General features: G+C 57.5%; 22 protein-coding genes. 10 read left to right on the top strand and 12 right to left on the bottom strand.

The window, feature by feature from the left end; all coding sequences use genetic code 11:
- Positions 1 to 2: 2 nt before the first annotated feature.
- On the bottom strand, positions 3 to 1055 hold the full coding sequence (locus tag Z947_RS0101865; protein WP_240477499.1) for an aminotransferase class V-fold PLP-dependent enzyme: 1053 nt from the start codon (positions 1053 to 1055) through the stop codon (positions 3 to 5).
- A gap of 77 nt (positions 1056 to 1132) precedes the next feature.
- The gene (locus Z947_RS0101860) at positions 1133 to 2134 is read right to left on the bottom strand and encodes a replication initiation protein (protein WP_025042611.1); all 1002 of its coding nucleotides are present in this window, start codon (positions 2132 to 2134) and stop codon (positions 1133 to 1135) included.
- 617 nt (positions 2135 to 2751) lie between these two features.
- Here Z947_RS0101860 and Z947_RS0101855 point away from each other — a divergent pair.
- Together Z947_RS0101855 and Z947_RS0101850 are read left to right on the top strand one after the other, a co-directional pair.
- A complete protein-coding gene (locus Z947_RS0101855) occupies positions 2752 to 3954 on the top strand; it encodes an AAA family ATPase (protein WP_025042610.1) in 1203 nt (400 codons plus the stop codon).
- Positions 3951 to 4940, top strand: a complete 990-nt coding sequence (locus Z947_RS0101850) for a ParB/RepB/Spo0J family partition protein (RefSeq protein WP_025042609.1) — start codon at positions 3951 to 3953, stop codon at positions 4938 to 4940. Before Z947_RS0101855 ends, Z947_RS0101850 begins: the two co-directional genes overlap by 4 nt.
- Positions 4941 to 5098: 158 nt before the next feature.
- Here Z947_RS0101850 and Z947_RS0101845 read toward each other — a convergent pair whose 3' ends face one another.
- From Z947_RS0101845 to Z947_RS0101820, 6 genes are all read right to left on the bottom strand, one after another.
- Positions 5099 to 5893 carry an ATP-binding cassette domain-containing protein gene (locus Z947_RS0101845; protein ID WP_240477498.1) on the bottom strand — a complete coding sequence of 265 codons (795 nt, stop codon included), beginning with the start codon at positions 5891 to 5893 and terminating at the stop codon, positions 5099 to 5101.
- Positions 5890 to 6759: an ABC transporter ATP-binding protein gene (locus Z947_RS0101840; RefSeq protein ID WP_025042607.1), complete on the bottom strand. Its 870-nt coding sequence runs from the start codon at positions 6757 to 6759 to the stop codon at positions 5890 to 5892. Before Z947_RS0101840 ends, Z947_RS0101845 begins: the two co-directional genes overlap by 4 nt.
- A complete protein-coding gene (locus tag Z947_RS0101835) occupies positions 6756 to 7607 on the bottom strand; it encodes an ABC transporter permease (protein WP_025042606.1) in 852 nt (283 codons plus the stop codon). The genes Z947_RS0101840 and Z947_RS0101835 overlap by 4 nt, the downstream gene beginning before the upstream one ends.
- The gene (locus Z947_RS0101830; protein ID WP_025042605.1) at positions 7600 to 8610 is read right to left on the bottom strand and encodes an ABC transporter permease; all 1011 of its coding nucleotides are present in this window, start codon (positions 8608 to 8610) and stop codon (positions 7600 to 7602) included. Before Z947_RS0101830 ends, Z947_RS0101835 begins: the two co-directional genes overlap by 8 nt.
- Before the next feature lie 63 nt (positions 8611 to 8673).
- Entirely contained in the window at positions 8674 to 10200 is a 1527-nt protein-coding gene (locus Z947_RS0101825) for an ABC transporter substrate-binding protein (RefSeq protein WP_025042604.1), read from the bottom strand.
- Between the two features lie 33 nt (positions 10201 to 10233).
- A complete protein-coding gene (locus tag Z947_RS0101820; RefSeq protein ID WP_025042603.1) occupies positions 10234 to 11802 on the bottom strand; it encodes a phytoene desaturase family protein in 1569 nt (522 codons plus the stop codon).
- A 114-nt stretch (positions 11803 to 11916) separates the two neighbouring features.
- On the opposite strand from Z947_RS0101820, the gene Z947_RS0101815 reads away from it, so the two are divergent.
- From Z947_RS0101815 to Z947_RS0101780, 8 genes are all read left to right on the top strand, one after another.
- Positions 11917 to 12708, top strand: a complete 792-nt coding sequence (locus tag Z947_RS0101815) for a cyclase family protein (RefSeq protein ID WP_025042602.1) — start codon at positions 11917 to 11919, stop codon at positions 12706 to 12708.
- Positions 12709 to 12712: 4 nt separating this feature from the next.
- Complete coding sequence (locus Z947_RS0101810) at positions 12713 to 14275, top strand: phytoene desaturase family protein (protein WP_025042601.1); 1563 nt, start codon at positions 12713 to 12715, stop codon at positions 14273 to 14275.
- Entirely contained in the window at positions 14272 to 14751 is a 480-nt protein-coding gene (locus Z947_RS0101805; RefSeq protein WP_025042600.1) for a MarR family winged helix-turn-helix transcriptional regulator, read from the top strand. Before Z947_RS0101810 ends, Z947_RS0101805 begins: the two co-directional genes overlap by 4 nt.
- Before the next feature lie 9 nt (positions 14752 to 14760).
- A complete protein-coding gene (locus Z947_RS0101800; protein ID WP_025042599.1) occupies positions 14761 to 16911 on the top strand; it encodes a thiamine pyrophosphate-dependent enzyme in 2151 nt (716 codons plus the stop codon).
- Positions 16908 to 18443 carry an indolepyruvate oxidoreductase subunit beta family protein gene (locus Z947_RS0101795; protein ID WP_025042598.1) on the top strand — a complete coding sequence of 512 codons (1536 nt, stop codon included), beginning with the start codon at positions 16908 to 16910 and terminating at the stop codon, positions 18441 to 18443. Before Z947_RS0101800 ends, Z947_RS0101795 begins: the two co-directional genes overlap by 4 nt.
- 45 nt (positions 18444 to 18488) lie before the next feature.
- The gene (gene ispD, locus Z947_RS0101790; protein ID WP_025042597.1) at positions 18489 to 19211 is read left to right on the top strand and encodes a 2-C-methyl-D-erythritol 4-phosphate cytidylyltransferase; all 723 of its coding nucleotides are present in this window, start codon (positions 18489 to 18491) and stop codon (positions 19209 to 19211) included.
- Between the two features lie 95 nt (positions 19212 to 19306).
- Complete coding sequence (locus Z947_RS0101785) at positions 19307 to 20380, top strand: OmpA family protein (RefSeq protein ID WP_025042596.1); 1074 nt, start codon at positions 19307 to 19309, stop codon at positions 20378 to 20380.
- A gap of 18 nt (positions 20381 to 20398) precedes the next feature.
- Entirely contained in the window at positions 20399 to 21874 is a 1476-nt protein-coding gene (locus Z947_RS0101780; protein WP_240477497.1) for a caspase family protein, read from the top strand.
- 19 nt (positions 21875 to 21893) lie between these two features.
- Here the strand turns inward: Z947_RS0101780 and xylA are convergent, their stop codons facing one another.
- Genes xylA through Z947_RS0101760 form a run of 4 tightly spaced genes read right to left on the bottom strand, consistent with a single transcriptional unit; the run spans position 21894 to position 26683 of the window.
- Positions 21894 to 23189: a xylose isomerase gene (gene xylA, locus Z947_RS0101775; protein WP_025042594.1), complete on the bottom strand. Its 1296-nt coding sequence runs from the start codon at positions 23187 to 23189 to the stop codon at positions 21894 to 21896.
- A gap of 22 nt (positions 23190 to 23211) precedes the next feature.
- Entirely contained in the window at positions 23212 to 24645 is a 1434-nt protein-coding gene (xylB, locus tag Z947_RS0101770; RefSeq protein WP_025042593.1) for a xylulokinase, read from the bottom strand.
- Positions 24645 to 25394: an ATP-binding cassette domain-containing protein gene (locus Z947_RS0101765; protein WP_025042592.1), complete on the bottom strand. Its 750-nt coding sequence runs from the start codon at positions 25392 to 25394 to the stop codon at positions 24645 to 24647. The genes xylB and Z947_RS0101765 overlap by 1 nt, the downstream gene beginning before the upstream one ends.
- Entirely contained in the window at positions 25394 to 26683 is a 1290-nt protein-coding gene (locus Z947_RS0101760; protein WP_025042591.1) for a sugar ABC transporter permease, read from the bottom strand. The genes Z947_RS0101765 and Z947_RS0101760 overlap by 1 nt, the downstream gene beginning before the upstream one ends.
- Between the last annotated feature and the right edge of the window lie 13 nt (positions 26684 to 26696).

Genomic DNA, 26696 nt, shown 5'->3' with positions numbered 1-26696 from the left:
CTCTAACTCAGGGCCTTTATCGCCGCGAACAACCGTTCGACATGATCCAGCCTTGTCACATTTCCCGGTGACAGTCGCAAAATGCGCGCGCGTGCGTCCACGTGCAAACCCTGTTCTCGCAACCCGTTAACCAACGCAACCGGATCAACGTGAACAGGCAATTCCACCATCACAGATCCGCCTCTCTTGTCAGGATCAACCGGCGTTGCAATCTGCATATCCAGCTGTCGCGCTTCATCCAGAATGGACGCCGTCAACACACGGTTATGCGCCAACAACCCCTTTTGTCCGGCATGCCACTCAAGCGCCGGAACAGAGCCTACACAGGCCAGAACCGACGGCGTACCATGTTCAAAACGCCGTGCATCCGGCGCATATTCGAAGGCATCCAGATCCCATGAAAACGGGTTGTCCTGCGAAAACCATCCCCGCAGTTCCGGCTTCACCTCGGCCAGCAGACCGGCGCGCATCTGGATAATGCCCGCCCCCGGCGTACCGCACAGCCATTTCAGCGAAGTTGAAACAACAAAATCCGCCGGCGTCTTCGCCAGCGAAAACGGAATAATCCCGATGCCTTGCGTCAGATCAACGCCAACGAGCGATCCCATCTTATGACCATGCGCGATCAAGGCATCCAGATCACAACGATGCGAAGAGGTTGAGGTCACAAAAGTCAGCAAGGCCAGCCCGACGCTTTCGTCCCACGCCGCCAGCATGTCCTCATCGCGAACCCAGAAATCCCCCTGCCGCACCGGCACGGTTTCAAGGGTATAGCCCAAGCGGTCGGCCATGCCGTTCAAGAGGAAATGCAACGACGGAAAACAATCCGCCGCGATCAACACCTTCTTGCCGCGCAGACGCTCTGCCGGCAAACCGCCCAATACGGAAAACAGCCCCGTCGTCACATTCTCCGCGCTGGTCAATGTGCCGTCGGGCGCATCAATCAGATCCCGCCACAGTTTCAGAAATACCGCCCGTTGCGTCAGGACATCGGGCCATTGGCTGTCATTCAAGCCGCCCCAAATCTGGGAAAACCCGTCGAACGCGCGGGCCATGTCTGTTGCTTTATCTGGGTACATACCAATGGAATGGTACAAGAAGTATCCCGCGTCATCTGTCATATTATCAGTCTCTAAATGGGGTTATTTTGTGCGTATGTTTTGAAGAAAGCCAGATAGGCCTTGTCGGGATCACGCGCTGGCGGTTTGCCTGCCGCCCATGCACGCCACTGCCCTTCAACGAAATAAATGTCATATCCGGGAAAACGCAGTTTCACAGTTTCATAGGTTTCCGACCGCAGGGCCGCCCCCTTCGCGTCCAGCCAACTTGGCCGCGGTCGCATGCTCTCGGCTTTTGCCTCAACACGCTCTTTGCGTCCCACCTTGGAAAACTGCAATTCGCGCTCGACCTCCGCCTTGCCGCCTGCATCCTTGCGCCACCAGCGCAGCTCGATATGGGTTACGCGTCGGCCGGTCTTGATCGGCTCGACCTCGACCACAAAATCCGACAGCACAGACACCTCTTCGACGGCCGGATCAATCGCCCGCAGTTTCAGGTTCGACCAAGACGTCAATTTGCCCTTTGGCACGCCCAAGACACCGCGCATGTCTTCAAGCGAAAACTTCTCCGACGAGCGCCAGCGCAGGTTGCCACGCTTTTGCACCATCTCGTAGAGCGTCAGCGCATATTTCGACGACAGCGCAAACATCACCTCACGCTGCAACCGCGCAAACACAGTGCTGTCCTTGATGATCCGGCGCAGGCGCTGGGGGATTTCATATTCCAGCAACCCGTCCCGCCGCGCGGTTTCGACGTTACCGCCCAACAGCTGCACGCGTTCGATCGCAGGTTCCCCGTCCCGCATGATCTGGATTTTGACAATCGAGGCCATCAAACGCTCGATCGAGGCCCCTACCCTGTCGTTGGAATTATGCGACCCGCGCAGATCGGATTTGGCAATCACATGGGTCACCGGTTTTTCAATCGCGTCCCACGCGTTTTCCAACAACTGGTTATAAATACGCCGGTCGGCCAGCGTCAGCGGCGTGACCTCAACAAGGTCCACCAATTCTCCGGGCTTAACCAATGTCTGCGCATTTGGCCGTGCCTCAACCGTGCGATAGGCTTTGCTCATGTCCTGCCTTACGTGCAAAACTTACTTTTGTTATTATCTGGGCGTAAGATATCACAGGTGCCGCGACGGGTCTATCACCCAATTTGTAAGCATTGGTTCTGCGTGATTTCGCGCCTGTGATTCGTAAGCCCTTGTTCCGTTGGGCTATATTACCACGTGAAACCACCGCCAGGGGAGCCACCCGAAAAGTAAGTATTAGAGCCCATCCAATCTGTAATCCCAGCGGCCCCGATACGTAAGGTGAACCGCCCCGAAAGGTAAGCCAATACACCCCTAAAGGTAAGTGTTAGTCTCTGAATCCCCCTATAAACAAGGGTAAATCGCGCATGGAACAATGAACACTAAGAATCCAGAACCAGAAGGGTGTTTTCGAGTTTTAGTTTTTTGTGGAAAAGCGTTTGGCTGAGATGACCAAAATCATCAAAACACCTAAACCTTACAGATCGGGTGCTTAGGTGCTTTAGCAGCCCCTGTTTCATCTGGATCGGGCAATTTGACGAACCTTTGAGTAGCTCATCGCAATTTCCGACTTTTTCAAGATTTCGGCGAAAAATTCACACTTGAGCCGGTCCGCCGAACAGTCCATGATTCTATCAACCCTACAGTAGAGGCATAAAATGCAGCAGCCCGTTCTTCCCCCGGTAACATTAACCGAACTTGGTAACCTAAGCGACCGCGCCAGCACCGTCATAGAAAGACTGCGCGAGCGGGTCTATGCACCCGGCATCGCCAAGTCGCTCGACCTGCGCTTCAATGTGCGCAAAGCCGCTGAAATGGTCGGACGCAGCGACAAACTGATCCGCGATGCAGAGGCGGACGGACGCCTGCCAGCGCCGGAAAAGGACGCAGATACCGGCCGGCGCACCGGGTATTCGCTCGCACAGGTGAACACCATGCGCGAGGTTTTTGGCACCCTCCCCCATCGCAGCCCTGAGGATCCGGCAATGGTGCTGGCTGTTCAGAACTTTAAGGGGGGCGTCGGCAAATCCACGATGGTGTGTCATCTGGCGCAGTTTCTTGCGTTAAAGGGCTATCGTGTCTGCGTCATAGACTGTGACAGTCAGGCCAGCACCACGTCGATGTTCGGCCTGAACCCTGATGTGGACGTAGACGAGGATGATGACACGCTCTACCCCTTCTTTCGTCATGGTGGCCCGTCCAGCCTGCACTACGCTTTACGCGCGACCTATTGGCCGGGCATCGCATTGATCCCCGCCAACCTTGGCCTCTATGACGCGGAATATGAATTTGCCGCCCGTATGGCGCGTGACAGCAGTTTTGTTCTGGACCGGTTGCGCGACGGAATAGAGTCTATCAAGGGGAATTTCGACGTCATTTTGATGGACCCGCCCCCTGCCCTTGGCATGCTGTCGCTTTCGGTTCTCAGGGCGGCGAATGCTCTCGTCATCCCTGCCCCGCCCAACAATATTGATTTCGGCTCCACCGCGCACTTCCTCAAAATGATGGGCGCAACGCTGGAAGAACTCGCACGTGCAGGGGGTGCGCGCGATTATTCATTTGTTAAAATTCTCGCAACCAAAATGAATGACGGGAAATCCGCTCATGTCGCAATCAAGCGCATGATGGAAGCGGTGTTTCCGATGGATATGTTAAGTGCTGTGCTCAAGGATTCTGCCGAGATCGACAATGCTGCTGCGAACCTTTCAACGGTCTATGAGCTGACCGGCGCGGGCACGCGGACAGAGACCCACAAACGCTGCCGCGCCTATCTGGATGCGGTGAATTCCGAGATCGAATTGTTGATCCGCAAAACCTGGCCCAGCCACCACAGCGCATTGCGCAAGGAGGGATTGTTATGAGCAAGAAACATGATGCAATTTTCGATGATGTCCTAAGCGGGCTGGATACCCCGAGCCCAAGTACAGAGCGCGGCGGTGCGCGTTTCCTCAAACGCTCTACTTCGATCGGCGAGCGGATGACCGGCGAGCGGCAGGAGAAAACCCTGCATCTGGTTGACCCCGAACGCTGCCGCATGTGGGAACGCCACAACCGCGATTACGCGTTGCTGAGCGAAGAAAACTGTCGCGATCTGATTGACGGGATCAAGGCGCAGGGGCAGCAGGAATTTCCGGCCATTGTCCGTCGGCTGGAAGGTTCAGAGCATGATTTCGAGGTCATCTGTGGCGCGCGGCGTCACTACGCTGTCAGCTGGTTGCGGGCCAACAATTACCCCCAATATCGTTATTTGGTCGAAGTGCGCGACCTGACCGATGAAGAGGCATTTCGCCTTGCCGATATCGAAAACCGCGATCGCGAGGATATCTCGGATTACGAGCGCGCAGTTGATTATGCCGAGGCGATCCGGCTGTATTATGGCGGTGCGCAAAAGGCGATGGCAGAGCGGTTGGAAGTCAGTCCGCCTTGGTTGTCGCGCTATCTTGTGCTGGCGAAAATGCCGGAAGAAATCCTGAATGCTTTTGCCAGCAAACGTGACATCCGCGAGCGCCACGCCCGCGCGCTAAAGCCACTGCTGAGCAATCCGGATCAAGCGGCCGCGATCATGGAAGAAGCGGCTTTTCTCGCGAAATCCCAAGCTCGCGCCGCTCAAGGTAAGGGCGCTTACATCGACGCGCAGGAGGTTTTTAAACGGCTGGTTGCTGTGGCCAAGCCGAAGGTCAAAACCGCGAAAGTCAGCACGGGCAAGCTATACACACGCAGTTCCGGGGAGCGGGGCATCATGGTAAAGAAACAGGGCAAACAGGTGCACATGGCCTTTGATGCGGACCTGTCCGATGGCGCGCTGCGGGCCGCGTTCGAGAGTTATCTAAGTACGCGGAAATCCTGAATTGCCCATGGGCAATTCAGGATTAATCACATGAATTCAATGAGATACTCAAAACCCCATGCTGAACCGCGCATCAAGATTGGCCGTCGCGTGCGCGTTGCGGCAATTTTTTCAAGCTACTGAAATTACAGGTTAATTTCAAAATTGCCCATGGGCAATTATTGCCAGGGCTGATCCGGGTCAGGTAACGGGATCGCGGCAAGCAGCTCTTTGGTGTAAGCTGCCTGAGGCGCATCGAACAAGGCGGCGGTTTCACCTTCCTCGACAATGACGCCGTGGTGAAGCACCAGAATTCGCGTGCAAAGCCGGCGGATCACAGAAAGATCGTGGCTGACAAAAGCCAGTGTTAACCCCAGTTCACGCACCAGTTCTTCCAACAGGTTCAGGATCTGCGCCTGCGACGAAACATCCAAACCCGACACAATTTCATCTGCCAGAATAAACTCCGGCCGCAGTGCAATCGCGCGGGCGATACCGACACGCTGGCGTTGACCGCCGGACAGCTCATGCGGGTAGCGCGCTGCAAAGCTGCGGGGCAGGCCGACCATGTCCAAGGCTTCGTTCACACGGGCAGGGAGCCCTTCCATGCCGTGAAGTTTAAGGGGGCCGGCGATGATGCCGCTGACCCTGCGCCGCGGGTTCAGCGACGACATGGGGTCCTGAAAAATCATCTGGAACCTTTGCCGCATGCTGCGCAACTGGTCCTCATTCGCGTGGGTGATATCAACGCCGTCAAAGAGCACTGATCCGTCCGTTGGTTCCAGCAGGCGCAACATGGCGCGGCCCAAAGTGGATTTGCCAGAGCCGGAACCGCCGACAATACCAAGTACCGCACCCTTCGGCAGATCGAAGCTAAGCCCTTTCAACACCTCGATCCGGGGCGCGGGGCCAAGCAACGGCTTTTTCGTCATGTCCGGGAAGGACAGGCGTAGATCACGAATTTCATACATCATCGGCCAGCTCTCACATCATGGTCGCGCACTTCCTGTTCGGTCGCCTCTATGACGTCTTGGGACACAGGTGTCAGGCTGCCAGTCGGGTCCGTATAGGTCGGGGTGGCGGCAAGCAGGGCGGCAGAATAAGGGTGGATCGGACGGGTGAAAAATCGCCGCATCCGCGCGTCTTCAACGACTTTGCCAGCATAAAGGACGGACAGGGTGTCGCAGACCTTGGACACCACGCCAAGGTCGTGCGTGACGAACAACAGGGCGGTGTTATGGCGCTGCTGCATCTCGGCAATCAGGCGCAGGATTTGTTTTTGTACTGTCACGTCCAGGGCGGTGGTCGGCTCGTCCGCAATGATCAGTTTGGGTTCGGCCGCAAAGGCAGAGGCGATTAAAATACGCTGACGCATCCCGCCTGACAGCTCGTGCGGATAGCTTTGCATTACGCGGGCAGGGTCGGGGATATGAACCTCGCCCAACAACTCAATCGCGCGACCTTCGGCATCTGCTTTGCGCCAGCCAAGGATATCAATCAGCCGCCGCGTAATCTGTGGCCCGATACGTTTTGACGGGTTCAAAGCGGTCAGCGGATCCTGGGGGATCAGCGCGGCTTTAGCCCCGATCGCCTTGCGCCGTTCACCAGCGGACAGGGCGGACAGGTTCACACCGTCCAGCCAGATTTCACCGGAAGTCACCTGCAAGGCGCGGGGCAGGGTGCCCAGCACCGCCTTGCCAATCATCGACTTGCCGGCACCGGATTCCCCGACCAATCCATGGACCTGTCCGGCCGTGACGTTCAACGAAACAGAGCGCAGGATCGGCGTCCCGGTCTGCAACCGTACGGTCAGGTTTTTAATTTCAAGAAAACTACTCATCGCAGCACCGGATCAAAGCGGTCTTTCAACCCTTCGCCCAATTGGCTGAAGCTCAGCACGGTCAGGAACAATGTGATCAGCGGGAATACCAGAACCCACCAGGCCTGATGCACGGACGTGCGGCCCTCCGCAATCATGCCGCCCCACGTCGGGCTGTCCGTTGAGATGGACAGGTTCACGAAGCTCAGGATGGCCTCGACAATGACAGCGATCCCCATTTCCAGCGTTAGCAGCGCCACGATGGTGGGCAGCACGTTGGGCAGTATTTCCGTCAGCATGGTGCCGAACCTTGTGCGCCCTGCAACCTGTGCGGAGGCGACATAGTCCATCGCGCCTTGTGACATCGCCTCGGCGCGGATCACGCGGGCGAAACGGGTCCAGTCGATCACGACGATTGCGATGATGATTGAGATCAGACCGGGGCCCATTACCGCGATCAATAGGATTGCGAATAACACGGGCGGGAAGGCCATCCAGATATCGACAAAGCGGCTGATGATCCGGTCGGGCCAGCCGCGGTAATATCCGGCGATCAAGCCCAACGTCGCGCCGATCAGACAGGTCAGGCTGCCCGCGACCAAGGCGACAATCAGAGCCAAACGCGTCCCATAGAGTATGCGGCTTAACACATCGCGGCCCAATGAATCAGTGCCGAGCAAATAGCCGGGTTCTGCACCGGACACCCAAAAGGGGGGCATGCGACCCAGAAACAAGTCCTGCATCAACGGGTCCTTAGGGGCGATCAGCGGCGCACAGAGTGCTGCCAGCGTCAAAACCGCAAGCCAACCGCCTGACAGCCAGAGTCGCAGCCCTATGGGGCGTTTTACGTCACCGCGGGCATCACGCATGGCGGAGTTTGGGATTGAGGAGGACATAGAGCATATCAACAACCAGATTAACGATGGTAAAAAGCAGGGCGAACAGGATCACGATGCCCTGAATGAGGGGCAGATCACGGTTGATCACCGCATCAATCGCCATATTGCCAAGACCCTCATAGCTGAACAGACGCTCGATGATGACGGTGCCGCCAATCAGGAAGGTGAATTGCACGCCCACCAGCGTCAGCGTTGGCAGGATTGCGTTTGGCAAAGCCTCTCGGGTGATCACGTGGTTCTCGGCGTACCCCTTGGTGCGGGCGAGGGTGACGTAATCAAGGTGCATTGTTTCCTTTAGAGACTGCTTTAATAGCTGTGCGATGATTGCGGCCAAGGGAATGGCCAGCGCCAAAGCCGGCATAAACATATGCCCGACCAGATCTGCGATGACGTCAAAACGCAGTCTGGCAATCGCCTCAAAGAGGTAAAAGTTTGTGGAAAAGTCGATGTTTAGCGCGGGCGAGATGCGGCCGGAGATGTGAAATACCGGCCAAAGCACCCCGAAAAGTAAGATTAAAACCAATCCCCAAAGGAAATCAGGGATTGAAAGGGCCATGCCGGCGGTAATATCGACCACGCCTTCGCCTTTGGTATCGCGAAACCTTGTGCCCAGCAGCGCCATTGTTCCTCCGATGACCACGGCGATTGTCAGGGCGACGACGGACAGCTCCAATGTGGCGGGCAAGCGGCTCAGCACGAGACCGGCAACGGGTTGTCGGGTTGAAATCGACGTGCCGAAATCCCCCTGCATCACACCGGACAGCCAGATCACGAATTGCTGGAAAATGGATTTGTCGAACCCGTATTGTGCTTGCAACCGCGCGATGTCCGCCTCGGTGGCGCCGGGGGGCAACATCATCGCGATGGGATTGCCCGGCACAACACGGATGACCACGAAAACAATCACTGCAACGCCGAATAGGGTCACAGCTGTGGTCAGCAGCCGGATCAGGATGTTTCTGAAAACTGTCATGGGAGCCTGTCTAAAAAGGACGGGACTACAGTGAAGTAGCCCCGTCAGTCAGGAAGATCTGCGTTACGATCGGGTCATCAGATGCGGTAACAATGCGCCTGAACGATGCGGCATCACCGTCACCCCGGCGGCATGCACAATCGGTTGGACGTATTGCAGCAAGGGGATGACTTCGGCGTTTTCCGCGATGCTGCGGTCCACCTCTTTCCAGCCGGCAATCCGTTTGTCTTCGTCGGCCTCGCCCCAAAGCGGCAGGATTTTGTTAAAGGTGTCTTCCCCGTCCCAGACAGAGTGCGGCGAAGGACCGAACATGGCAAATCCGGTAGAGGTTGTCGGATCACCCACCGAGTTGCCCCAGTTGTAGAACGCCGCAGGGGCCAGTTGATCCGCCGCGCGCAATTCAAAGTGTTTGGCGATTTCGTAGACTTCAATCTCTGCCTCGATCCCGACACGCCGCCACAAGCCGACGATGGCCTGCACCATTTCATAGTCTTTGGGTTTGAACCCTTTGGTGGTCTGGATCTTGAACTTTACCGGATTGTCGGTGCTGAATCCGCTATCAGCCAGCAATTTCTTGGACAGCTCGGGGTCGTAAGCGACCTTGATGCTGTCGTCGTACCCGACGTAATCCGGCGTTTGCAGCGTGTCGATGGGCACACCATAGCCCGACAGCAAACGGTCGACGATCAGCTGCTTGTCAATCGCATGCGCGGCCGCTTTGCGCACGTTAGGATCTGTCATCGCTTCGATGTCATTGAGGAAGATCATGCCGATGTCGGAAATCGGTTCGGCCACACCGGCCAGGCCGTCCTTGGCCTTTAGGCGGTCGAATTCCTCGTAAGGGATTTCAAGCGTTACATGGGAATTGCCTGACTCGACTTCTGCCACACGGGACGCCGCATCGGTGACGAATTTGATCGTGACGGTTTTGAATTCCGGCGCGCCACCCCAGTAGTTTTCATTGGCTTTCAGACGCACAAACGCGTTGCGCTCGAATTTCTCGACCATATAGGGGCCGGTGCCAATCGGCGCGGCCTCGAACCCGTCGGCACCTACTTCTTCGTAGTATTTCTTGGGCATGACATAGCCGGTCAGGAAAGACATCCATTTAAAGAATGTCGGTTCATATTCCGGCATATCGGCAGTCACGCGGGTGCCTTCGGCTTTGATGTTGGTGATCTTGCCCCAGATGAACTGGATCGGGCTGCCCGTATCAGGGTTCGCCACACGGGCAAGGGACCAAGCGACGTCTTCCGCCGTCAGGGGATCGCCATTGTGCCAGGTGACGCCTTCGCGCACGTCCATCCAAATGGCGGAGTTGTCGTCGTTCCATCCGTAATCAGTGATGATGCCGGAGCCAAAGCTCAGATCGGGGTTCTGCGGGATGAACAAATCAAAAACCGACTGGTAAAATCCCTGAATGGTCGGGTTTACCGCTGAAAGGCCCACGGTCGGGTCCCAGCTGGGCAAGTTGACGTTATAGGCAATGACCAGTTCGTCGATCGCTTGCGCAAAGGACGGCAGGCCGACGGTGGCAAAAGCTGCGGCAGCGGCGGTGGTTTTTAAAAGACTTCTTCTTGAGAGTTTCATGGTGATTTTCCCTGTTAGGCTTTGGTTTTATGTTTATTTTCCGGCAAGTTTCTTCGCCAACAGGGTGCCGGACCCTGCGCCTGTGCCTGCACCGGGCCAAACAGCGGCGCCGGTGTGATACAGGTTTTTGATGGGAGTGGTTCCATCGGCAAATCCCCGTGCGGGACGGTTCATGAAATGTTGGTGCAAATGATGACTGCCGCACACCTGATCCCCGCCCACAAGGTTGGGGTTGTCAGCTTCAAGCATGTCGGGTGTGACAATGTGCTGGCCCAGAATTTTGGCGCGCGTGCCGGGGGCGTAGCTTTCCAGAATATTGAGGGCGCGTTCGGCAAAGGGTGCAGCGGCATCCTGCCAGTTTCTGTCAGGAATGGTGCCGGCGGCATCGCCTTTGATCTGGCCGGGGGCCATGCGGACTTGTAGCCATAAAACATGTTTGCCCGCCGGGGCGCGTGACGGATCAACCACCGTTGGTTGCCCGACGACAATGACCGGTTCATCGGGGAGCAAACCGGCCTTGGCCTGAGCGTAGGTGCGCGCCATCTGGTCGAGCGAGGGCGCGATGTGCACATAGGCAAACCGTTTGAGTTCCGCGGCGGTCCAGTCGGGCAGGGCGTCCATCGCCAGATGGATCATCATCGTACCCGGCGCGTGTTGGTATGTGGTCATCGCCGTGTCATGGCGCGCATCATCCGTGCCACCGGTCAGCTTGTGCAACGCGGTGGGCGAGACATTGGCGATCACGGCTTTTTCAGCCTCTACCAAAGTGCCATCTTCCAGAATAATGCCAAAGGCGCGGCCTGCTGCATGTTTGATGCCGGTCACCTTGGCCCCGCAATGCACTGAACCACCGCGCGATTCGATCATTTTGACCATCGCTTTGGTCATTGTGTCGGCTCCCCCTTGACCCAACACCATGCCAAACGCCTGTCCGGCCATCGCTTCGAGATAGGGAAACACCGCACCGCCGGCGATGTCGGGGGCAAAATCAAGGTGCATGCCCCATGCGGCAAGGGTTGCTTTGACGTGATCACTTTCGAAGGTTTGATCCAGCCATGCGCGGGGGGACATCATCAGGAAACGGGCGAGATCAAGCGTGCCGCCGCCCCCCCGTTTGCGCCAGGTTTTCCAGCCCAACGTGGAAATCGCCCGCAAATCCATCGACGCCCCAAGCACCGCAAAAATCGATTCGGCTTCGGTCGGGAAATTATTTGTCAGTTCGGTCCATACTTCGGCGTCGGCGTCGGAAAACCCCCGCACCCGTGCGGTTGTCAGGGCGGCATCATTGGAAACACCCAACCAACGCCCGTCAGGAAAGACCGAGGCAAACGGATTGCCGGTTGGTGCAAAGCTTAATCCGTTTCTGGCAAGTTCATCTGCGTTTTCAGTGTGAAAGGCGGAGCCAGCAAAGAGGGACAGGTTCATCGCCGCCCAGTCATGGCGAAACCCCGGCAGTGTATATGCGCCTGATTTAACCGCGCCGCCCGCTTCGGCCGCTTGTTCGTATACGGCGACTTTCCAGCCGCGCGCGGAAAGATGACATGCACAGGCCAATGAGTTGTGTCCGGCGCCGATAATGACTGCGTCTAATGCGTTTGACATGCGTTTCAAGCACTCCCTTGCGATAAGATAATTGCAAACGCATATAATTTTGTCTAGCTTTGATTCATCATACAACCGCGAAGTTAAACGAGCGGGACACAGGGAGATTAGAAAATGAGCGCATCTGTTATTTTGGGAAACCTCGGGGCCATGCTGGCTTCTGGCGGTGTTGAAGTCGTCGATTGTTCCGGCGTGCTGGGACCGGACACACCGATCCTGCAACTGCCGCCGGATTTTGCCAAGAACACACCAAAGGTCGAAATTCACAAGATCAGCGAATATGACAATGACGGCCCGTTCTTTGCGTGGAACTGGATGGTTCTGGGTGAACACTCCGGCACACACTTTGACGCGCCGCATCATTGGATTACCGGCAAGGATTATGATGACGGTTATACGGACAAGCTGGATGTGCAGCGTCTGGTCGCGCCGGTCAACGTCATCGACTGCTCAAAAGAGAGTGCTGAGAACGAGGATTTCCTGCTGACCGCCGACGGCGTCAAGGCGTGGGAGAAAGAGCACGGCGAGATTGGCGCAGGCGAATGGGTCGTCATGCGCACCGATTGGGACAGCCGCGCGGATGATGAGGCCAAGTTCCTTAATGCAGACGAAACCGGTCCCCACTCCCCCGGCCCGACACCTGATTGCATCGAGTACTTGCTGAGCAAAAAGATCGTCGGTTGGGGTACGCAATGCATTGGCACGGATGCCGGTCAGGCTGGCGGGATGGAGCCCCCTTATCCGGCGCATAACCTGCTACACCGCGACAATTGCTTTGGCCTTGCGTCATTGGCCAACCTGTCACAGGTGCCAGCCAAAGGGGCAATCCTGATTGCTGCACCGCTCAAGATCAAGGATGGTACCGGTTCGCCGATCCGCGCCTTGGCTTTGGTCCCGAAGGCCTGAACCGGTGGCCGCGTTTGATCATCTGATTATCGGCTCGGGCATCAATGCCTTGGTGGCTGGCGCATTGCTGTCGCGTAAGGGCGATAGCGTGCTGGTGGTCGAGCGCGAAGACCGCGTTGGCGGTTGCATGTATACCTCGGATGAGGTGACGCTTCCGGGGTTCCATCACGACGTTATGGCCGCGACCTTTGTGCTGTTTCTGACCAGTCCCGCCTATGCCGCGTTGGCAGAAGATCTGAGCAAACACGGGCTTGAGTTCTGCCACAGCGCACATCCCACCGCCGCGCTGCGCCCTAATGGCACCTCGATTGTTCTGGGCATGGACCGCGCGGCGAATGTTACGGCGTTCAATGCGCGAGCGGGAGGGGACGGCGATCAACACGCGCGCGATGTGGGTGCTGTTGAAGCGGATGCAGAGTTCCTGTTTGCGCTTCTCGGCCAACCTTTGTGGTCCCGCCAGACAATAACGCTGTTGGCGAAACAGGCGTGGAAAAAGGGTCTTGGCCCGCTTAAGACATGGTTTGGCGAGGCAATGGAACCGTCGCGTGGTTGGCTGGAAACCCGGTATGCATCGGCCGATGTTCAGGCGCTTTGGGCGGCATGGGTGTTGCACGTCGGTCTGACGCCTGAAGCGACCTATGGCGGGCAAATGTCGCGTGTGATCGCCTTTGCACTGGAAGCCGCCGGCGCGCCGGTTGTGAAGGGCGGGGCAGGGCAAGCCGCGGCCGCGTTCCGATCGCTGATCGAAGCCAATGGCGGCATCATTCGCACAGGTGTCGAAGCGACGAAAATTATCGTCGAAAACGGCAAAGCCATTGGCATAGAGACGGCGCAGGCAGAAAGAATACTGGCCAAGAACGTGATTGCCAGCACCGCGCCCGGACAGCTTTATGACGGGTTGCTGGGCGGCAGTCCACAACCTGAAACGGCCAAAAAATTCCGCCACGGGCGGGGGAATTTTCAACTGCATTTCGCCTTGGACGGACCGGTCGATTGGAAGGCCGACGATCTGGAGGACGTCGCCCTGATCCATTTGACCGACGGTATTGATGCGGTGTCAAAATCCAGCAACGAGGCAGAGCGCGGCATGTTGCCCGCCGTGCCGACGATATGTGTGGGTCAGCCGAACCGGCTTGACCCCACGCGGTGTCCTGAGGGCAAGGCGATCCTGTGGCTACAGATCCCTGACGCACCGAGCGTGATCAAAGGTGATGCCGGTGGTGAGATCGAAACCACGGCCGACTGGACAGAATACATGCGCGAGGCCTTTGCCGACCGGATCGAGGGTATCCTGTCTGGACACATCAATAACTGGGATCAGATCAAACTGGCGCGGCGGGCCTATTCGCCCCGCGATCTTGAGCAGATGAACGTCAATCTTGTGGGCGGCGATCCCTATGGCGGGGCCTGCACGCTTGACCAGTTCTTTGTCTGGCGTCCTGTCGCGGGGCAGGTCAACAACGCGACGGCGATCAAGAACCTGTATCACATCGGTGCCTCAACACATCCCGGTCCGGGATTGGGCGGCGGTTCTGGATTGAACGTGGCGAAAGGACTGGGCGCATGAACAAACCCGTGAAAGATCAGGTCAAGGCGCAAGATTTGGGCGAAATGGGCCTTGGCAATTTCGCACCCTATCTGATGAACCGGATCATCGGGCGGTATAACGCGGCGATTTCCAGTGAAATGGCAGAGCAGGGGTTAACCACCCCGCAAATGCGGTCGCTGGCGGTTTTGTCGGTGATTGACGGTATTCTGATCCGCGAACTGGCCGTTTATGCGGTTGTGCAACAATCGACCCTAAGTCGCGCATTAGACACGTTGGATCAGAACGGATTGATCCGGCGCGAAACCGATCAACAAGACAGTCGCGCCACCCGTGTGTTTATCACGAAGGCGGGGCGTGAAGTATATGACCAGCTTTGGCCGCATATGTCAGCGGCGTATGACGCGATGTTCAAAGGTATCGATGACGCAGAAAAACGTGCCTTTGTCGGCACGTTGCAAACCATGCTGCGCAACATCCGCAAGCACGATTTCTAAGGAGTAAAAATGGCTGAACGTTCATTCAAGGCCGAGGTGGAACACCTGCGCAAAGGCGACGGCGACGTCTTTACCGGAGAGGGGATTCTGGCGATTACCAAGGCGTTGTTGGAAAATGGCGTGGGCTATGTTGGCGGCTATCAGGGGGCGCCAATTTCGCATCTGATGGATGTGCTCGCCGATGCCGAAGAACTAATGGGCGAATTGGGTGTGCGTTTCGAGGCAAATGCCTCCGAAGCGGCGGCGGCAGCGATGTTGGCGGCGTCTGTGCACTATCCGATCCGGGGTGCGGTGACGTTCAAAGGGCCGGTTGGCGTGAACGTAGCCTCGGATGCTTTGGCGAACCTGTGTTCGAGTGGTGTGAACGGCGGTGCTTTGGTGATTGTCGGCGAGGACTATGGCGAAGGGTCTTCGATCATGCAGGAGCGCAGCCACGGGTTCGCGATGAAATCGCAGTTCTGGATGCTGGACCCGCGTCCGAACCTGCCGTCGATCACCAAAGCGGTGAAAGACGGGTTCGAGTTGAGTGAGGCCAGCAATACGCCGGTGATGTTGATGGTGCGCATCAGATCGTGCCACGTAACCGGCAGTTTCGCGACCCGAGATAACGTGCCACCCCCGCTGACGGTCAAGGATGCCATCGCCAACCCGCAGTCCGATTTCAACCGCGTGGTATTGCCGCCAATGTCCTATGTGCATGAACAGGACAAGATCAAAAACCGCTGGCCCGCCGCCGAGAAATTCATCGTTGAGAACAAGTTGAACGAGGTTTTCGGACCGGACAAGGCCAAGCTGGGCATCGTGGTGCAAGGCGGCATGTACAACGGGTTGATCCGCGCGTTGCAGCGCCTTGGGCTGGCGGATGTCTTCGGGAAGACAGAGGTGCCGATTTATTGTCTGAACGTCACATATCCCATTGTTAGAGACGAATTTGACGCCTTTTGCGAGGGCAAGGATCACGTGATGATCGTTGAGGAAGGGCAGCCCGATCACATCGAACAGCAACTTGGGTCATACCTTTATAAAGCGGGTCGCAGTCTGAAGCTTCATGGCAAGGACGTTCTGCCGATGGCGGGGGAATATACCGGTCAGGTTTTGCTGGACGGGGTGACGGCATTTTTGAAATCTGCGGCTCCCGATATGTTGCCCGGACAGGTGCGCGCGCCGAATATGGAAGCGCCAGCGATCCCGGATCTAAGCGAAACCGTGCCTATCCGTCCGCCGGGGTTTTGTACCGGCTGCCCCGAACGACCGATTTTTGCGGGGATGAAACTGGTTGAACAAGAGCTGGGCAAGCACCAGATCACCGGCGACATTGGATGCCATTTGTTCGGCTCACTGCCGCCGTTCGAAATCGGGGGCGCGACCATGGGCTACGGTCTTGGCCCGGCGGCAAATGCGGCCTTTGACGGGGGCGGTGAACGTCGTGCGATTTCCATGCTGGGCGATGGCGGGTTCTGGCATAACGGGCTTAGTTCCTCGATCGGGAACATGGTGTTCAATAAGTCGGACAATGTCGTTGTGATCGTCGACAATTATTATTCTGCCGCGACCGGCGGGCAGGATGTTTTGTCCAGTCGCGCGCAAAACGATACCAAATCCACCGGCAATCCGATTCAGGCGGCCTTGAAAGGTGTTGGTGTTGAATGGATCCGCCAGATTGATCACACCTATGACGTGGGCCATGTGCGCGACACGGTGCGCGAGGCGCTGACGACGGATTTCAAGGGGCCGAAGGTGATCGTTGCCTCGTCCGAATGTATGCTGAACAAGCAGCGGCGTGAAAAACCGATCCGTAACAAGGCGATCAAGGAAGGGCGCCGCGTGGATGTGCCGCGCTTTGGTGTGGATAGCGATGTTTGCACGGGTGATCACGCCTGTATCCGCTTGTCGGGGTGTCCGTCCCTGTCATTGAAGCGGCTGGATGATCCGCTGCGCGATGACCCGATTGCGCATATCGACCAGACCTGCGTGGGGTGCGGCAATTGTGGCGAGGTCGCGGATGCGGCTGTGCTGTGTCCGTCGTTCTACCGCGCGGATGTGGTTCATAACCCCAGCGGGTTTGAAAACTGGCGTGCCGGGTTGCGCAGCAAGATCATCGGCTGGTTGCAAGCGCGCCGCGATGGCAAACGCCTGCGGCTTGAAGGGGCGATGCAATGAATATGGTACTGCCGCAAAAAACACCGGATGCACGGGTTGGCCAGATCATAAAACTGGTTGTGATGGCTGTAGGCGGTCAAGGCGGCGGCGTGCTGACCGGCTGGATCGAAGCGGTCGCGCGGGCGCAGGGTTTTACCTGTCAGGCGACCAGCGTTGCGGGGGTGTCCCAGCGTACGGGTGCAACGGTTTATTACGTCGAGATGATGGAAGCGGCGGCTGAATCGCCGGTCTATGCTTTGGCCCCATCGGCGGGGGATGTTGATATCCTGATCGCGTCGGAAATGATGGAAGTCGGGCGTTCGATCATACGCGGGTTCGTGACGCCGGATCGGACGGTGTTGATCGGGTCGACCCACCGCGCCCTGGCGGTGTCGGAAAAGATGGCCCCGGGTGATGGCATTGCCGATGCGGATGAGGTGGTTGCAGCGGCAGAGATCGCAGCCCAGCAACTGATCCTTGCGGATATGGACCGGTTGGCCGTTGATCAGGGGTCGGTTATTTCATCAAGCTTGTTTGGTGCACTTGCCGGATCAGGCGCATTGCCGTTTCCGCGCGAAGCTTTCGAAGATGCAATCAGGGCAAGCGGCAAGGGTGTCGATGCGTCGTTGCGTGCGTTCAATGCGGGATTTGATGCCGCTGTGAACGGCGTCGTGGAAGAAGAAGTTGAAACCGACGTTGCCCAACCGGCTCTTCAAGGTCCGGCAGCAGAAATGCAGACATGGGAAACGCTGGTCGGACGGGCAAAGGCCCTGCCTGCACCAGTTCAGCAAATGGCTTTGGCGGGGTTGACCAAGGTCGTTGATTTTCAGGATTGCGCTTATGGTGCCACCTACCTTGACCGGCTTGACGCGGTGATTGCACGCGATAGTGCCGCGCAAGACTGGCAGTTGGGCGCGACCGCCGCGAAATATATTGCCAACGCGATGGCGTATGACGACATCATTCGGGTGGCGGATTTGAAAACCCGTGCGCCGCGTCTGGACCGTATCCGTCAGGAGATGGGCGCAAAAGAAGCCAATCTGGTTGAACTGACCGAATTCTTTCACCCGCGTGCCGAAGAGGTGGCCAGTTTGATGCCCGCCAGAATGGGCGCGAAATGGGAGGCGAACCCCAAACGTATGGCTTTGCTGAACCGGTTGTTTGGCAAGGGTCGGCGGTTGCGCACCCATACATTGCGCGCGTTTTTGATGCTGCACTTTCTGGGGGGGCTAAAGGGCTATCGAATGAAAACCCGCCGACATGAGGTCGAGGTTGCGCATCTTGAAAGCTGGCTGAGCGAGAGTCTGGCAATGGTGGAACACGACTATGCGCTGGCCGTCGAGATGTTGAAAAACCGTCGTTTGGTCAAAGGATATTCGGACACGCACGCGCGCGGCCTGACAAAGTTCGGCACAGTCATGGGTGCAGTCAGCTTGCTTAAGGGGCGTGAGGATGCGGCGGCCTGGATGAGCCGTTTGCGCGAAGCAGCTTTGCAAGATCCCGAAGGCAAGGCGCTGGAAGGGGCGTTGCGTACGGTGCGCAGTTTTGTCTAAAGCGCGGCTTTAACGATCCTTGAAAAACTGTAGGGTGCCGGTGATATGAGCGATTCACCGGTACAGCCTAAAAAAGTCACTGCGATTTTGGTCGTGGCTGCGGGCCGTGGTCGCCGGTTCGGGTCTGACGTGCCCAAGCAGTATTTGCCTATCTCGGGGATTTGCGCCTTTCGCCGGTGTCTGGATACGTTTCTGGACCTTCCCGAGGTGTCGTGCATTCAAACGGTGATCCACAGGGATGATCAGCAAGCCTATGCACAGGCGATCGAAGGGTTGAACGACAGCCGCCTTTTGCCCGCAAGCTTTGGCGGTGAGACACGGGTGGAGTCGGTATTGAACGGGCTGACGGCCTTGGCCGGTCACAAGCCGGACACTGTATTGGTGCACGACGGTGCGCGGGCCTTTGTGACACAGCGTATCGTGCGTGATGTCATGGCAGCACTTGTACAATCTGACGCGGCTTTTGCGGCTTTGCCGGTTGTTGATGCATTGTGGCGTGCCGAAGGTGATCGTGCGACATCCCCTGTTGCGCGGGATGGTTTGTGGCGGGCCCAAACGCCGCAGGGGTTTCGGTTTGATGTCCTGCGTGCGGCCCACTTGGCTTATCAGGGGGATGCCGCGGATGACGTGGAAATCGTGCGTGCCATGGGAACGCAGGTGAAAATCGTGCACGGCGATCCGGCAAATTTCAAAATTACGACGCCGGACGACTTGCAACGGGCGGAACGATTTGTGGCAGGCGACACCGCCGACAAAGCGCAGCGGTAAAAAACCGGTGGCCCGAAAGCCGGTGTCGTGTAAGAATGTGGGTGATTTAAGCAGAAACGACCATGCCCGGATTATCGAGCATACTGGAGAATATAATGATTTATTTGAGAAGTTTACCTTCGACGCTAAGTGCTGTTTTGCTTGCTGCGGTTTTGATGGTTTCGGCATTTGGCCAAGCGGCACAGGCACAGCAGAACCCGTTCGCCGGCGGCTGGACCTTGCAACCAGAGATGTCTGCGTTGAATTTCCAGTCTGTCAAAAAGCAGACTGTCGTCGAATCCAGCAGTTTTGCCACGCTGGAAGGGACGATCGCTGCGGATGGCGCAACCGAGGTACGGGTCCTGCTTGATTCCGTTGATACGAAGGTTGATCTGCGTAACGTCCGCATGCGGTTTTTGTTTTTCGAAACGTTCAAATTCCCCAGCGCAACCATCACCACCCAGATTGATGCGGCCGTGTTGAATGATCTTGCCACCGTGCGGCGCAAGACTGTGCCGGTCACCTATACGATGGATTTGCACGGGGTGAGCAAAACCTTTGATGCAAACGTTGCCGTTACATTGTTGAGCCAGGATCTTGTGTCGGTGGCCAGCACAACGCCGGTTTCGATCAGTGTCGACGATTTCAACCTGACAGAAGGATTGGAAAAACTGCAGGATGCCGCAAGCGTGACGATTGTGCCTTCCGCAACGGTATCGTTCGATTTCGTGTTTGCCCGCAACAGCACAACGGCAGCCGTCGCACCGGTGGTCACGCAAAAGCCCGAGTCGGTGGCGCTTGAGGTTGAAGGCGACTTTGATCGCGAGGCGTGCAAGGGTCGTTTCGAAATTCTGTCGCGCACGGGCAACATCTATTTCCCTTCCGGCAGTGCGCGTCATGACGCCAAAAGCGAACCATTGCTCAACAGCCTTGCCGGTATCATCGCCCGCTGCCCCAATATGGTGATCGAAGTGGGCGGGCATACGGATTCGGTTGGCAGTGATGCCACAAACCAGCGTCTGTCGGAACGCCGCGCGGCGTCAGTCAAACAGTATTTGGCCTCGCGTGATCTTGATCCGAATGTGCTGGTCAGCAAGGGCTATGGCGAAAGCAGTCCGATCGCGACGAACGACACGGCCAAGGGCCGTTGGGCGAACCGTCGGATCGAATTCAAAGTGCTGAGCAACTAAGATAAAAGGGCCTGTGACGTGAGAGTAACGATTGGCCGGATGGCTGTGTTGATCACCCTATTGGTATGGGGGATGGCGGGTATTGCGGCGGCACAATCCGACGCGCCGCGCATTGCGCTGATTGTGGGCAACGGTGGCTATAGTTCCGTCACGCCGCTGGACAATCCAGTGTCGGATGCCGAATTGATGGCGCAGACGCTGGAGGCGCGCGGATTTGTTGTGACCTTGTTGCCCGATGCCAATCAGGTGACGATGAACCGTGCGATTGCGCAGTTCGGCCGCGACCTGCGCAAAGGCGGCAAGGACGCGACAGGGCTGTTTTATTACGCCGGACATGCGGTGCAATCTTTCGGGTCGAACTATCTGTTGCCCACTGATGCCAGCCTGATTAACGCTGCGGACCTAAGCCTTGTCGCGGTGCCTGCGCAGGCGGTGTTGCGGCAAATGTTTTCGGCCAAGAACAAGACCAACATCGTTATTCTGGACGCCTGCCGGAACAACCCGTTTGATGACATTCCTGAACTGAACGACAATGGTCTGGCGGAAATGAAATCACCAACAGGGACGTTTTTGGCCTATTCAACAGCGCCGGGCGCGGTGGCATTGGACGGGGTCGGCGGTAACAGTCCGTTCACATTGGCGCTTGCGGATCAGATTCCGGTTGCCGGTCTGCCGATTGAACAGATGTTTAAAAATGTCCGTGTGGAAGTGATCGAACAGACCGGCGGGCAACAGACACCGTGGGACAGTTCGTCCTTGACCAATGATTTCTTTTTCACCGCTGGTGTACCGTTAAGTGCGGAAGAGCAAGCCGAAGAACAGCTGTGGGCGTCGGTTCAAAACAGCACCGATCCGGTGCCGGTTGTCCTGTTCATGCGCGGCTATCCCAACAGCAAATATATCGACGAAGCGCGGGCCTTGCTGGATCGTATCGTTGATGCCGAACGCACCCCGGCGGCAGAGCCTGTTGATACCACCGCCGAACAGGAGCGGTTGATCGGCATCGCCCAAAGCTCCGGCAGTGTCGCAGATTACGAGGCCTATCTGGCCGCCTTTCCCGAAGGCATCTATGCCGAATTCGCCGCTTTTGAGTTGAAGATTCTGGCCGAGAAGGCCGAACGTGCCACGGCGCAAGATGAAACAGAGGAACCGACTGTTGTTGCGTCTGTTGCGTCCCGCGCGCCGGCTGCACCGATGGGGCCGGAATTGACGTTCCTGATGCCATTCACCAGCGGTGATCCGGCGATCATGGGCAAAAGCATCGAGGAATTGGTCACCGGTTCGCCGTTGTTTTCCCCGATCGAAGGGCTGCCAGAGGAGTTGTGGAAAGAACAGAACTGTTCCAATTGCCATCAGTGGACCAAAGAGGCGCTTTGCACCCAAGGGACCACTTACGTGAACGCCGGTGACGATGAAGCCGTGTCAAAACAGCATCCCTACGGGGGCGGGTTCAAATTGAATTTACGGGCTTGGGCGTCGGGCGGGTGCAAATAGCGGCTCCCGCCCTGTGCACCTAGACAAAGCGGTTTACGATATTTTCCAGAATTTCCTGACGTCCCGAACGGGGTTGCGGCCCTGCGCTGTCGGGATCGACCAGACCGGCAATTCCTGACAGGTCCATATCCAGCATGGCTGCGGCTTGCGGCGTCTGCCACCCCGCATAACGCTGTTGTTTGGCGGTTTCCAACGCGCCGTCTTCCAGCATCGCTGCGGCGGCTTTAAAGCCACGGGCGCAGACATCCATCGCCCCCGCATGTGCGGCAATCAGGTCTTCGGCATCCAGCGATTGGCGCCGCAGCTTGGCATCGAAATTCGTGCCCCCTTTGGTCAGCCCGCCGCCTTTCAGGATTTCATAATAGGCAAGCGCGACCTCGGGCACATTGTTGGGGAACTGGTCGGTGTCCCAGCCGGATTGATAGTCATTGCGGTTCATATCAATCGACCCGAAAATGCCCAAGGCATTGGCCGTCGCGATTTCATGTTCAAAGCTGTGGCCGGCCAGAATGGCGTGGCCCTGTTCGATGTTGACCTGCACTTCGTTTTCCAGCCCGAACCGTTTAAGGAAACCGTAAACCGTGGCCACGTCGTAGTCATACTGATGTTTGGTCGGCTCTTGCGGTTTGGGTTCGAGCAGGATCGCACCCTTGAACCCGATCTTGTGTTTGTACTCGACCACCTTCGACAGAAACCGGCCCATGTGTTCGGTTTCCTGCCGCAAGTCGGTGTTCAGCAGAGTTTCATACCCCTCGCGTCCGCCCCAAAGCACATAGTTTTCACCGTTCAAGGCGTGTGTCGCATCCATGCAAAGCTTTACCGTGGCCGCGGACCACGCAAAGACATCGGGATCGGGATTTGACGCAGCACCGGCCATGAAGCGGCGGTTGGAAAACAGATTGGCGGTGCCCCAAAGCAGGCGGGTTTTGCGGGTTTCCATCTTTTCGGCAAAGATGTCGGTGATTTCCTTAAAGTTGCGTTCGCTTTCGGCAAAGCTGGCCCCTTCGGGCCGGATATCGGCGTCGTGAAAGCAAAAGAACGGCACGTTGAGGATATCGAACATCTCGAAGGCAATGTCCGCTTTCAGTTTGGCGTCCTCCATGGTTTCGCCAAACCACGGCCGTTCAAATGTCTGTCCGCCAAAGGGATCGCCACCGGGCCATGCAAAGCTGTGCCAATAGGCGACCGCAAAACGCAGGTGATCCTCCATACGTTTGCCCATCACCACTTCGTCGGGGTTGTAGTGGCGAAAGGCAAGCCCGTCGGACTCGGGGGCATAGCTGAGCGGTGTCAGGTCTTGGAAAAAGCGGCTCATGGGGGTGGTTCCTTGGGGTAAGTCAGAGGTTTTTGAGTGTTTGATAGGCGGCGCGATAACGACCGTGACCGTCGGAAAATGCCTGTGTTAGAGCCTTATCCGGCTCGAAGCCGCGGGCGATTTCGGGAGGTGTTGCAATGCTTTGGTCGGCACCGGTGGCGGCCATCATCCCAAGACGCGCAGCCCCCATTGCGGCGCCGAATTCACCGCCCTTGGGCAGGTGCAGCGGAAAATCCAGCGCAGTGGCAAGGACCTGCAACCAGTATTCTGATCTTGCCCCGCCGCCCAAAGCCAGCGCGCTTTGGATACGGGTACCGGTGCTTGCCAAAGCGTCACGGCAATCGGCGAAGGCAAAGGCGACCCCCTCAAGCACGGCGCGCGTGGCGGCCTGCGTATCGGTTGCGTGGTCGAGATGCAGAAACTGGCCCCTGATCTGCGCGTTGTTATGCGGGGTCCGTTCGCCCCCGAGGTAGGGGAGAAACAGGGTCTGCGACGGAGGTTTTAGGGACCCAAGATCCTGGGTCAGAACCTGCGCGGATTGGCCGGTCAGACGCGACAGCCATTCCAATGCGTCCGTGGCGGCAAGGATTACGCCCATCTGATGCCATGTGTCGGGTACAGCGTGGCAAAAACTATGCACCGCGCTGGCGGGATCGGGCCGGTAGGCGTCATTCGCGGCAAACAATACACCGGATGTGCCCAGCGACAGGAAGGCGGTGCCGTCCTTGATCACGCCGGCACCGATGGCGGCGGCAGCATTGTCACCAGCGCCCCCTGCAACGATCACGTTCTGTGCGCCAAGGATGGCGGCAAGGTCGGGGCGCAGCGTGCCGGATGGCGCGGACCCTTCGACAAGGTGGGGCATTTGACTGCGATTAAGATTGCAGGCGCTGAGCAGTGGATCGGACCAATCGCGCGCGGCGGTATCAAGCCAGGCGGTGCCCGCAGCATCCGACATTTCAGAAAAATGCTCCCCCGTCAGGAACAGGCGCAGCGCATCCTTGGGCAGCAGGATTTTTGCAATCCTGTCAAAGACTGCGGGTTCGTTCCGTCGAACCCATTCAACCTTGGGTGCGGTGAAACCGGGGAAGACGATATTGCCTGTTGTGGCTCTAAACAGCGGGTTTGCATCTATTTCACCCGCTTCGACATGGCTGCGCGTGTCGTTCCACAGCATGCAGGGGCGCAGCGGTTTATCATTGGCGTCAAACAGGGTCGCGCCATGCATATGGCCAGAAAGTCCGACACCTTTCACGCTGCTGCAATCCGCCCGCGAAGCCAGTGCAGCCAGTGCTTGTTCCGCGGCATTGAACCAACTGGTGGGGTCCTGTTCGGACCATCCGTCATGGGGGCGCTGTACTGTTAGCGGGACGGTATGTTCGGCCAGAACGGTTTGCGCATCATCGATCAGGATCGCCTTGAGCGAGCTTGTGCCAAGGTCGAGACCAATAAACATTACGCCGCCGCCTTGGGGTTTTTGCCAAGGATAATCATCGACAGGATGTCATCTTCGGTCACGTCCTCGACCCGTTCGGTGCCGACCATCTGGCCGTTTTTCATCACCGAAACACGGTCGCACAGGTCCATCATTTCGCGGGTGTCATGGCTGATCAGGAAAATACCAAGCCCCTGTTTCTTCAACTCCTGAATCAACTCCGCGACCATTGCAGTTTCATGCACGCCAAGGGCGGCGGTGGGTTCGTCCATGATCAGGATTTTCGCGTTGAAATAAACCGCACGGGCGATGGCCACAGATTGGCGTTGCCCGCCCGACAGCGCGGAAACGGGTTCTTTCAATTTCTTGAAGTTGGGGTTGAGGCGGGCCATGATTTTGCGCGTCTCGGCCTCCATCCGGTCATCATCGACAAAGCCAAGCGGCGTGGTCAATTCGCGCCCCAAGAACAGGTTCGACGCGGCATCAAGGTTATCGGCCAGCGCCAAAGTTTGATAAATCGTTTCGATGTTCTGGTCACGCGCGTCGCGGGGGGTGGTGATCGACACTTTCTTGCCGTTGATCAGGATTTCGCCGCTGTCCATTTTGTAAGCGCCGGACAACATCTTGATTAGGGTCGATTTACCTGCGCCATTATGGCCCAAAAGGCCGACAACTTCGCCGGGATAGAGACTGATCGAGACGTTATCGACGGCTTGCACGCCACCGAACGCGATGGAGACATTTTTCATTTCTACGAGGGGCGTTGTCATTACTTTGCTCCTGTGCGCTTGCGGTATTGGATGTCGATAAAGACGGCAAAGACCAGCACGGCGCCGACGACGATATTTTGCAGGGGCGCATCCACGCCGACCATGGCCATGCCCGATTGCAGCGATTGCATGATCAACGCGCCAAGGATGGCACCGTAAATCGTGCCGATGCCACCCGAAAGCGCGGTACCCCCGATGACGGCGGCGGCGATGACGCGCAATTCATCAAGCGTGCCCAGATCGTTGGAATGATTGGCAAGACGGGAGGACGCGACCACAGCGGAGATGGCGCAGAGTATTCCCATCAGGGCAAAGATTTTCACGGTCAGGAATTTGGTGTTGATGCCGGACAATTCTGCCGCGTCAGGGTTGCCGCCGGTGGCAAAGATATAGCGGCCAAAACGGGTGCGTCGGGCGATGATGGTCATGATGATCGCGATGCCGACCAGCAACAGGACCGAGATGGGCAGGCCGTAGACGGGGGTGCATCCTTCGGCGGCCTCGCAGCCGAATTTCGCGGGGTCGCGGGCGACGACACGTTCGGGCACGGAATAGTTGGTCAGGATGGCAATGAAACCTGCGATCGCGGCGGTACAGATGGCCGCAAGGCTGACTTCGGCCCACATTGGTTTCACGGGGAAACCATGTGCCACTTTGGTGCGGCGGGCGCGAAAGATCAGGACAACGCTCGCAAGGATGGCGAGGATGCCAAGCGCCCAGCTGAGCGGGCCACCGAGGGTGCCGTTGATGCCGCCGAACGTCATAAAGGTCTTATCAAGTGGGCCAATGGTTTGGCCGCTGGTCTGGTACCAGCCGACGTTGCGCCAGACAAGGAAACCGCCAAGGGTAACGATGAATGCGGGGATGCCTTGATAGCCGATCAGCCAGCCGTTGAAGGCCCCGATCATGGCTCCAAGGATAATACCTACGCCAATCGCGATCCACGGGATGGCCCAATGGCCGATTTCGAACCCCATACCGGGCAGGAAACGCACCTGTGTCATCGCCATCAAGGCAGAGCAGGCCGCCAGCACGGCGCCGACAGAAAGATCGATATGGCGGGTGACGATGACGAAAACCATGCCGGTGGCCATGATGGCAACGGATGCGGTTTGGATCGTCAGGTTAAAGATGTTGCGTGGGGTCAGGAACCGACCCTCGGTCAGGATGTTGAACACCAGCGCCACAAGGACAAAGGCGCCAATCATGCCAAGCAGCCTTGTGTCCACTTCGAGGGTGTTCAGCAGGCTGCGGCGCGGGGCCGGTTTGGTGGTGGTTTGATCGGTCATCGGGCGTGCCTCG

The organism is Sulfitobacter geojensis (genome assembly GCF_000622325.1).
Classification (GTDB): Bacteria; Pseudomonadota; Alphaproteobacteria; order Rhodobacterales; family Rhodobacteraceae; genus Sulfitobacter; species Sulfitobacter geojensis.
The sequence above is the reverse complement of the archived record's forward strand: the minus strand, read 5'-3'. Positions and strand labels throughout refer to the sequence as shown.

Bases quoted from the DNA above. Each gene is read 5' to 3' on its own strand.
- Z947_RS0101865 (WP_240477499.1), bottom strand. From the start codon at position 1,055: ATGGCCCGCGCGTTCGACGGGTTTTCCCAGATTTGGGGCGGCTTGAAT.
- Z947_RS0101860 (WP_025042611.1), bottom strand. From the start codon at position 2,134: ATGAGCAAAGCCTATCGCACGGTTGAGGCACGGCCAAATGCGCAGACA.
- Z947_RS0101855 (WP_025042610.1), top strand. From the start codon at position 2,752: ATGCAGCAGCCCGTTCTTCCCCCGGTAACATTAACCGAACTTGGTAAC.
- Z947_RS0101850 (WP_025042609.1), top strand. From the start codon at position 3,951: ATGAGCAAGAAACATGATGCAATTTTCGATGATGTCCTAAGCGGGCTG.
- Z947_RS0101845 (WP_240477498.1), bottom strand. From the start codon at position 5,893: ATGATGTATGAAATTCGTGATCTACGCCTGTCCTTCCCGGACATGACG.
- Z947_RS0101840 (WP_025042607.1), bottom strand. From the start codon at position 6,759: ATGAGTAGTTTTCTTGAAATTAAAAACCTGACCGTACGGTTGCAGACC.
- Z947_RS0101835 (WP_025042606.1), bottom strand. From the start codon at position 7,607: ATGCGTGATGCCCGCGGTGACGTAAAACGCCCCATAGGGCTGCGACTC.
- Z947_RS0101830 (WP_025042605.1), bottom strand. From the start codon at position 8,610: ATGACAGTTTTCAGAAACATCCTGATCCGGCTGCTGACCACAGCTGTG.
- Z947_RS0101825 (WP_025042604.1), bottom strand. From the start codon at position 10,200: ATGAAACTCTCAAGAAGAAGTCTTTTAAAAACCACCGCCGCTGCCGCA.
- Z947_RS0101820 (WP_025042603.1), bottom strand. From the start codon at position 11,802: ATGTCAAACGCATTAGACGCAGTCATTATCGGCGCCGGACACAACTCA.
- Z947_RS0101815 (WP_025042602.1), top strand. From the start codon at position 11,917: ATGAGCGCATCTGTTATTTTGGGAAACCTCGGGGCCATGCTGGCTTCT.
- Z947_RS0101805 (WP_025042600.1), top strand. From the start codon at position 14,272: ATGAACAAACCCGTGAAAGATCAGGTCAAGGCGCAAGATTTGGGCGAA.
- Z947_RS0101800 (WP_025042599.1), top strand. From the start codon at position 14,761: ATGGCTGAACGTTCATTCAAGGCCGAGGTGGAACACCTGCGCAAAGGC.
- Z947_RS0101795 (WP_025042598.1), top strand. From the start codon at position 16,908: ATGAATATGGTACTGCCGCAAAAAACACCGGATGCACGGGTTGGCCAG.
- ispD (WP_025042597.1), top strand. From the start codon at position 18,489: ATGAGCGATTCACCGGTACAGCCTAAAAAAGTCACTGCGATTTTGGTC.
- Z947_RS0101785 (WP_025042596.1), top strand. From the start codon at position 19,307: ATGATTTATTTGAGAAGTTTACCTTCGACGCTAAGTGCTGTTTTGCTT.
- xylA (WP_025042594.1), bottom strand. From the start codon at position 23,189: ATGAGCCGCTTTTTCCAAGACCTGACACCGCTCAGCTATGCCCCCGAG.
- xylB (WP_025042593.1), bottom strand. From the start codon at position 24,645: ATGTTTATTGGTCTCGACCTTGGCACAAGCTCGCTCAAGGCGATCCTG.
- Z947_RS0101765 (WP_025042592.1), bottom strand. From the start codon at position 25,394: ATGACAACGCCCCTCGTAGAAATGAAAAATGTCTCCATCGCGTTCGGT.
- Z947_RS0101760 (WP_025042591.1), bottom strand. From the start codon at position 26,683: ATGACCGATCAAACCACCACCAAACCGGCCCCGCGCCGCAGCCTGCTG.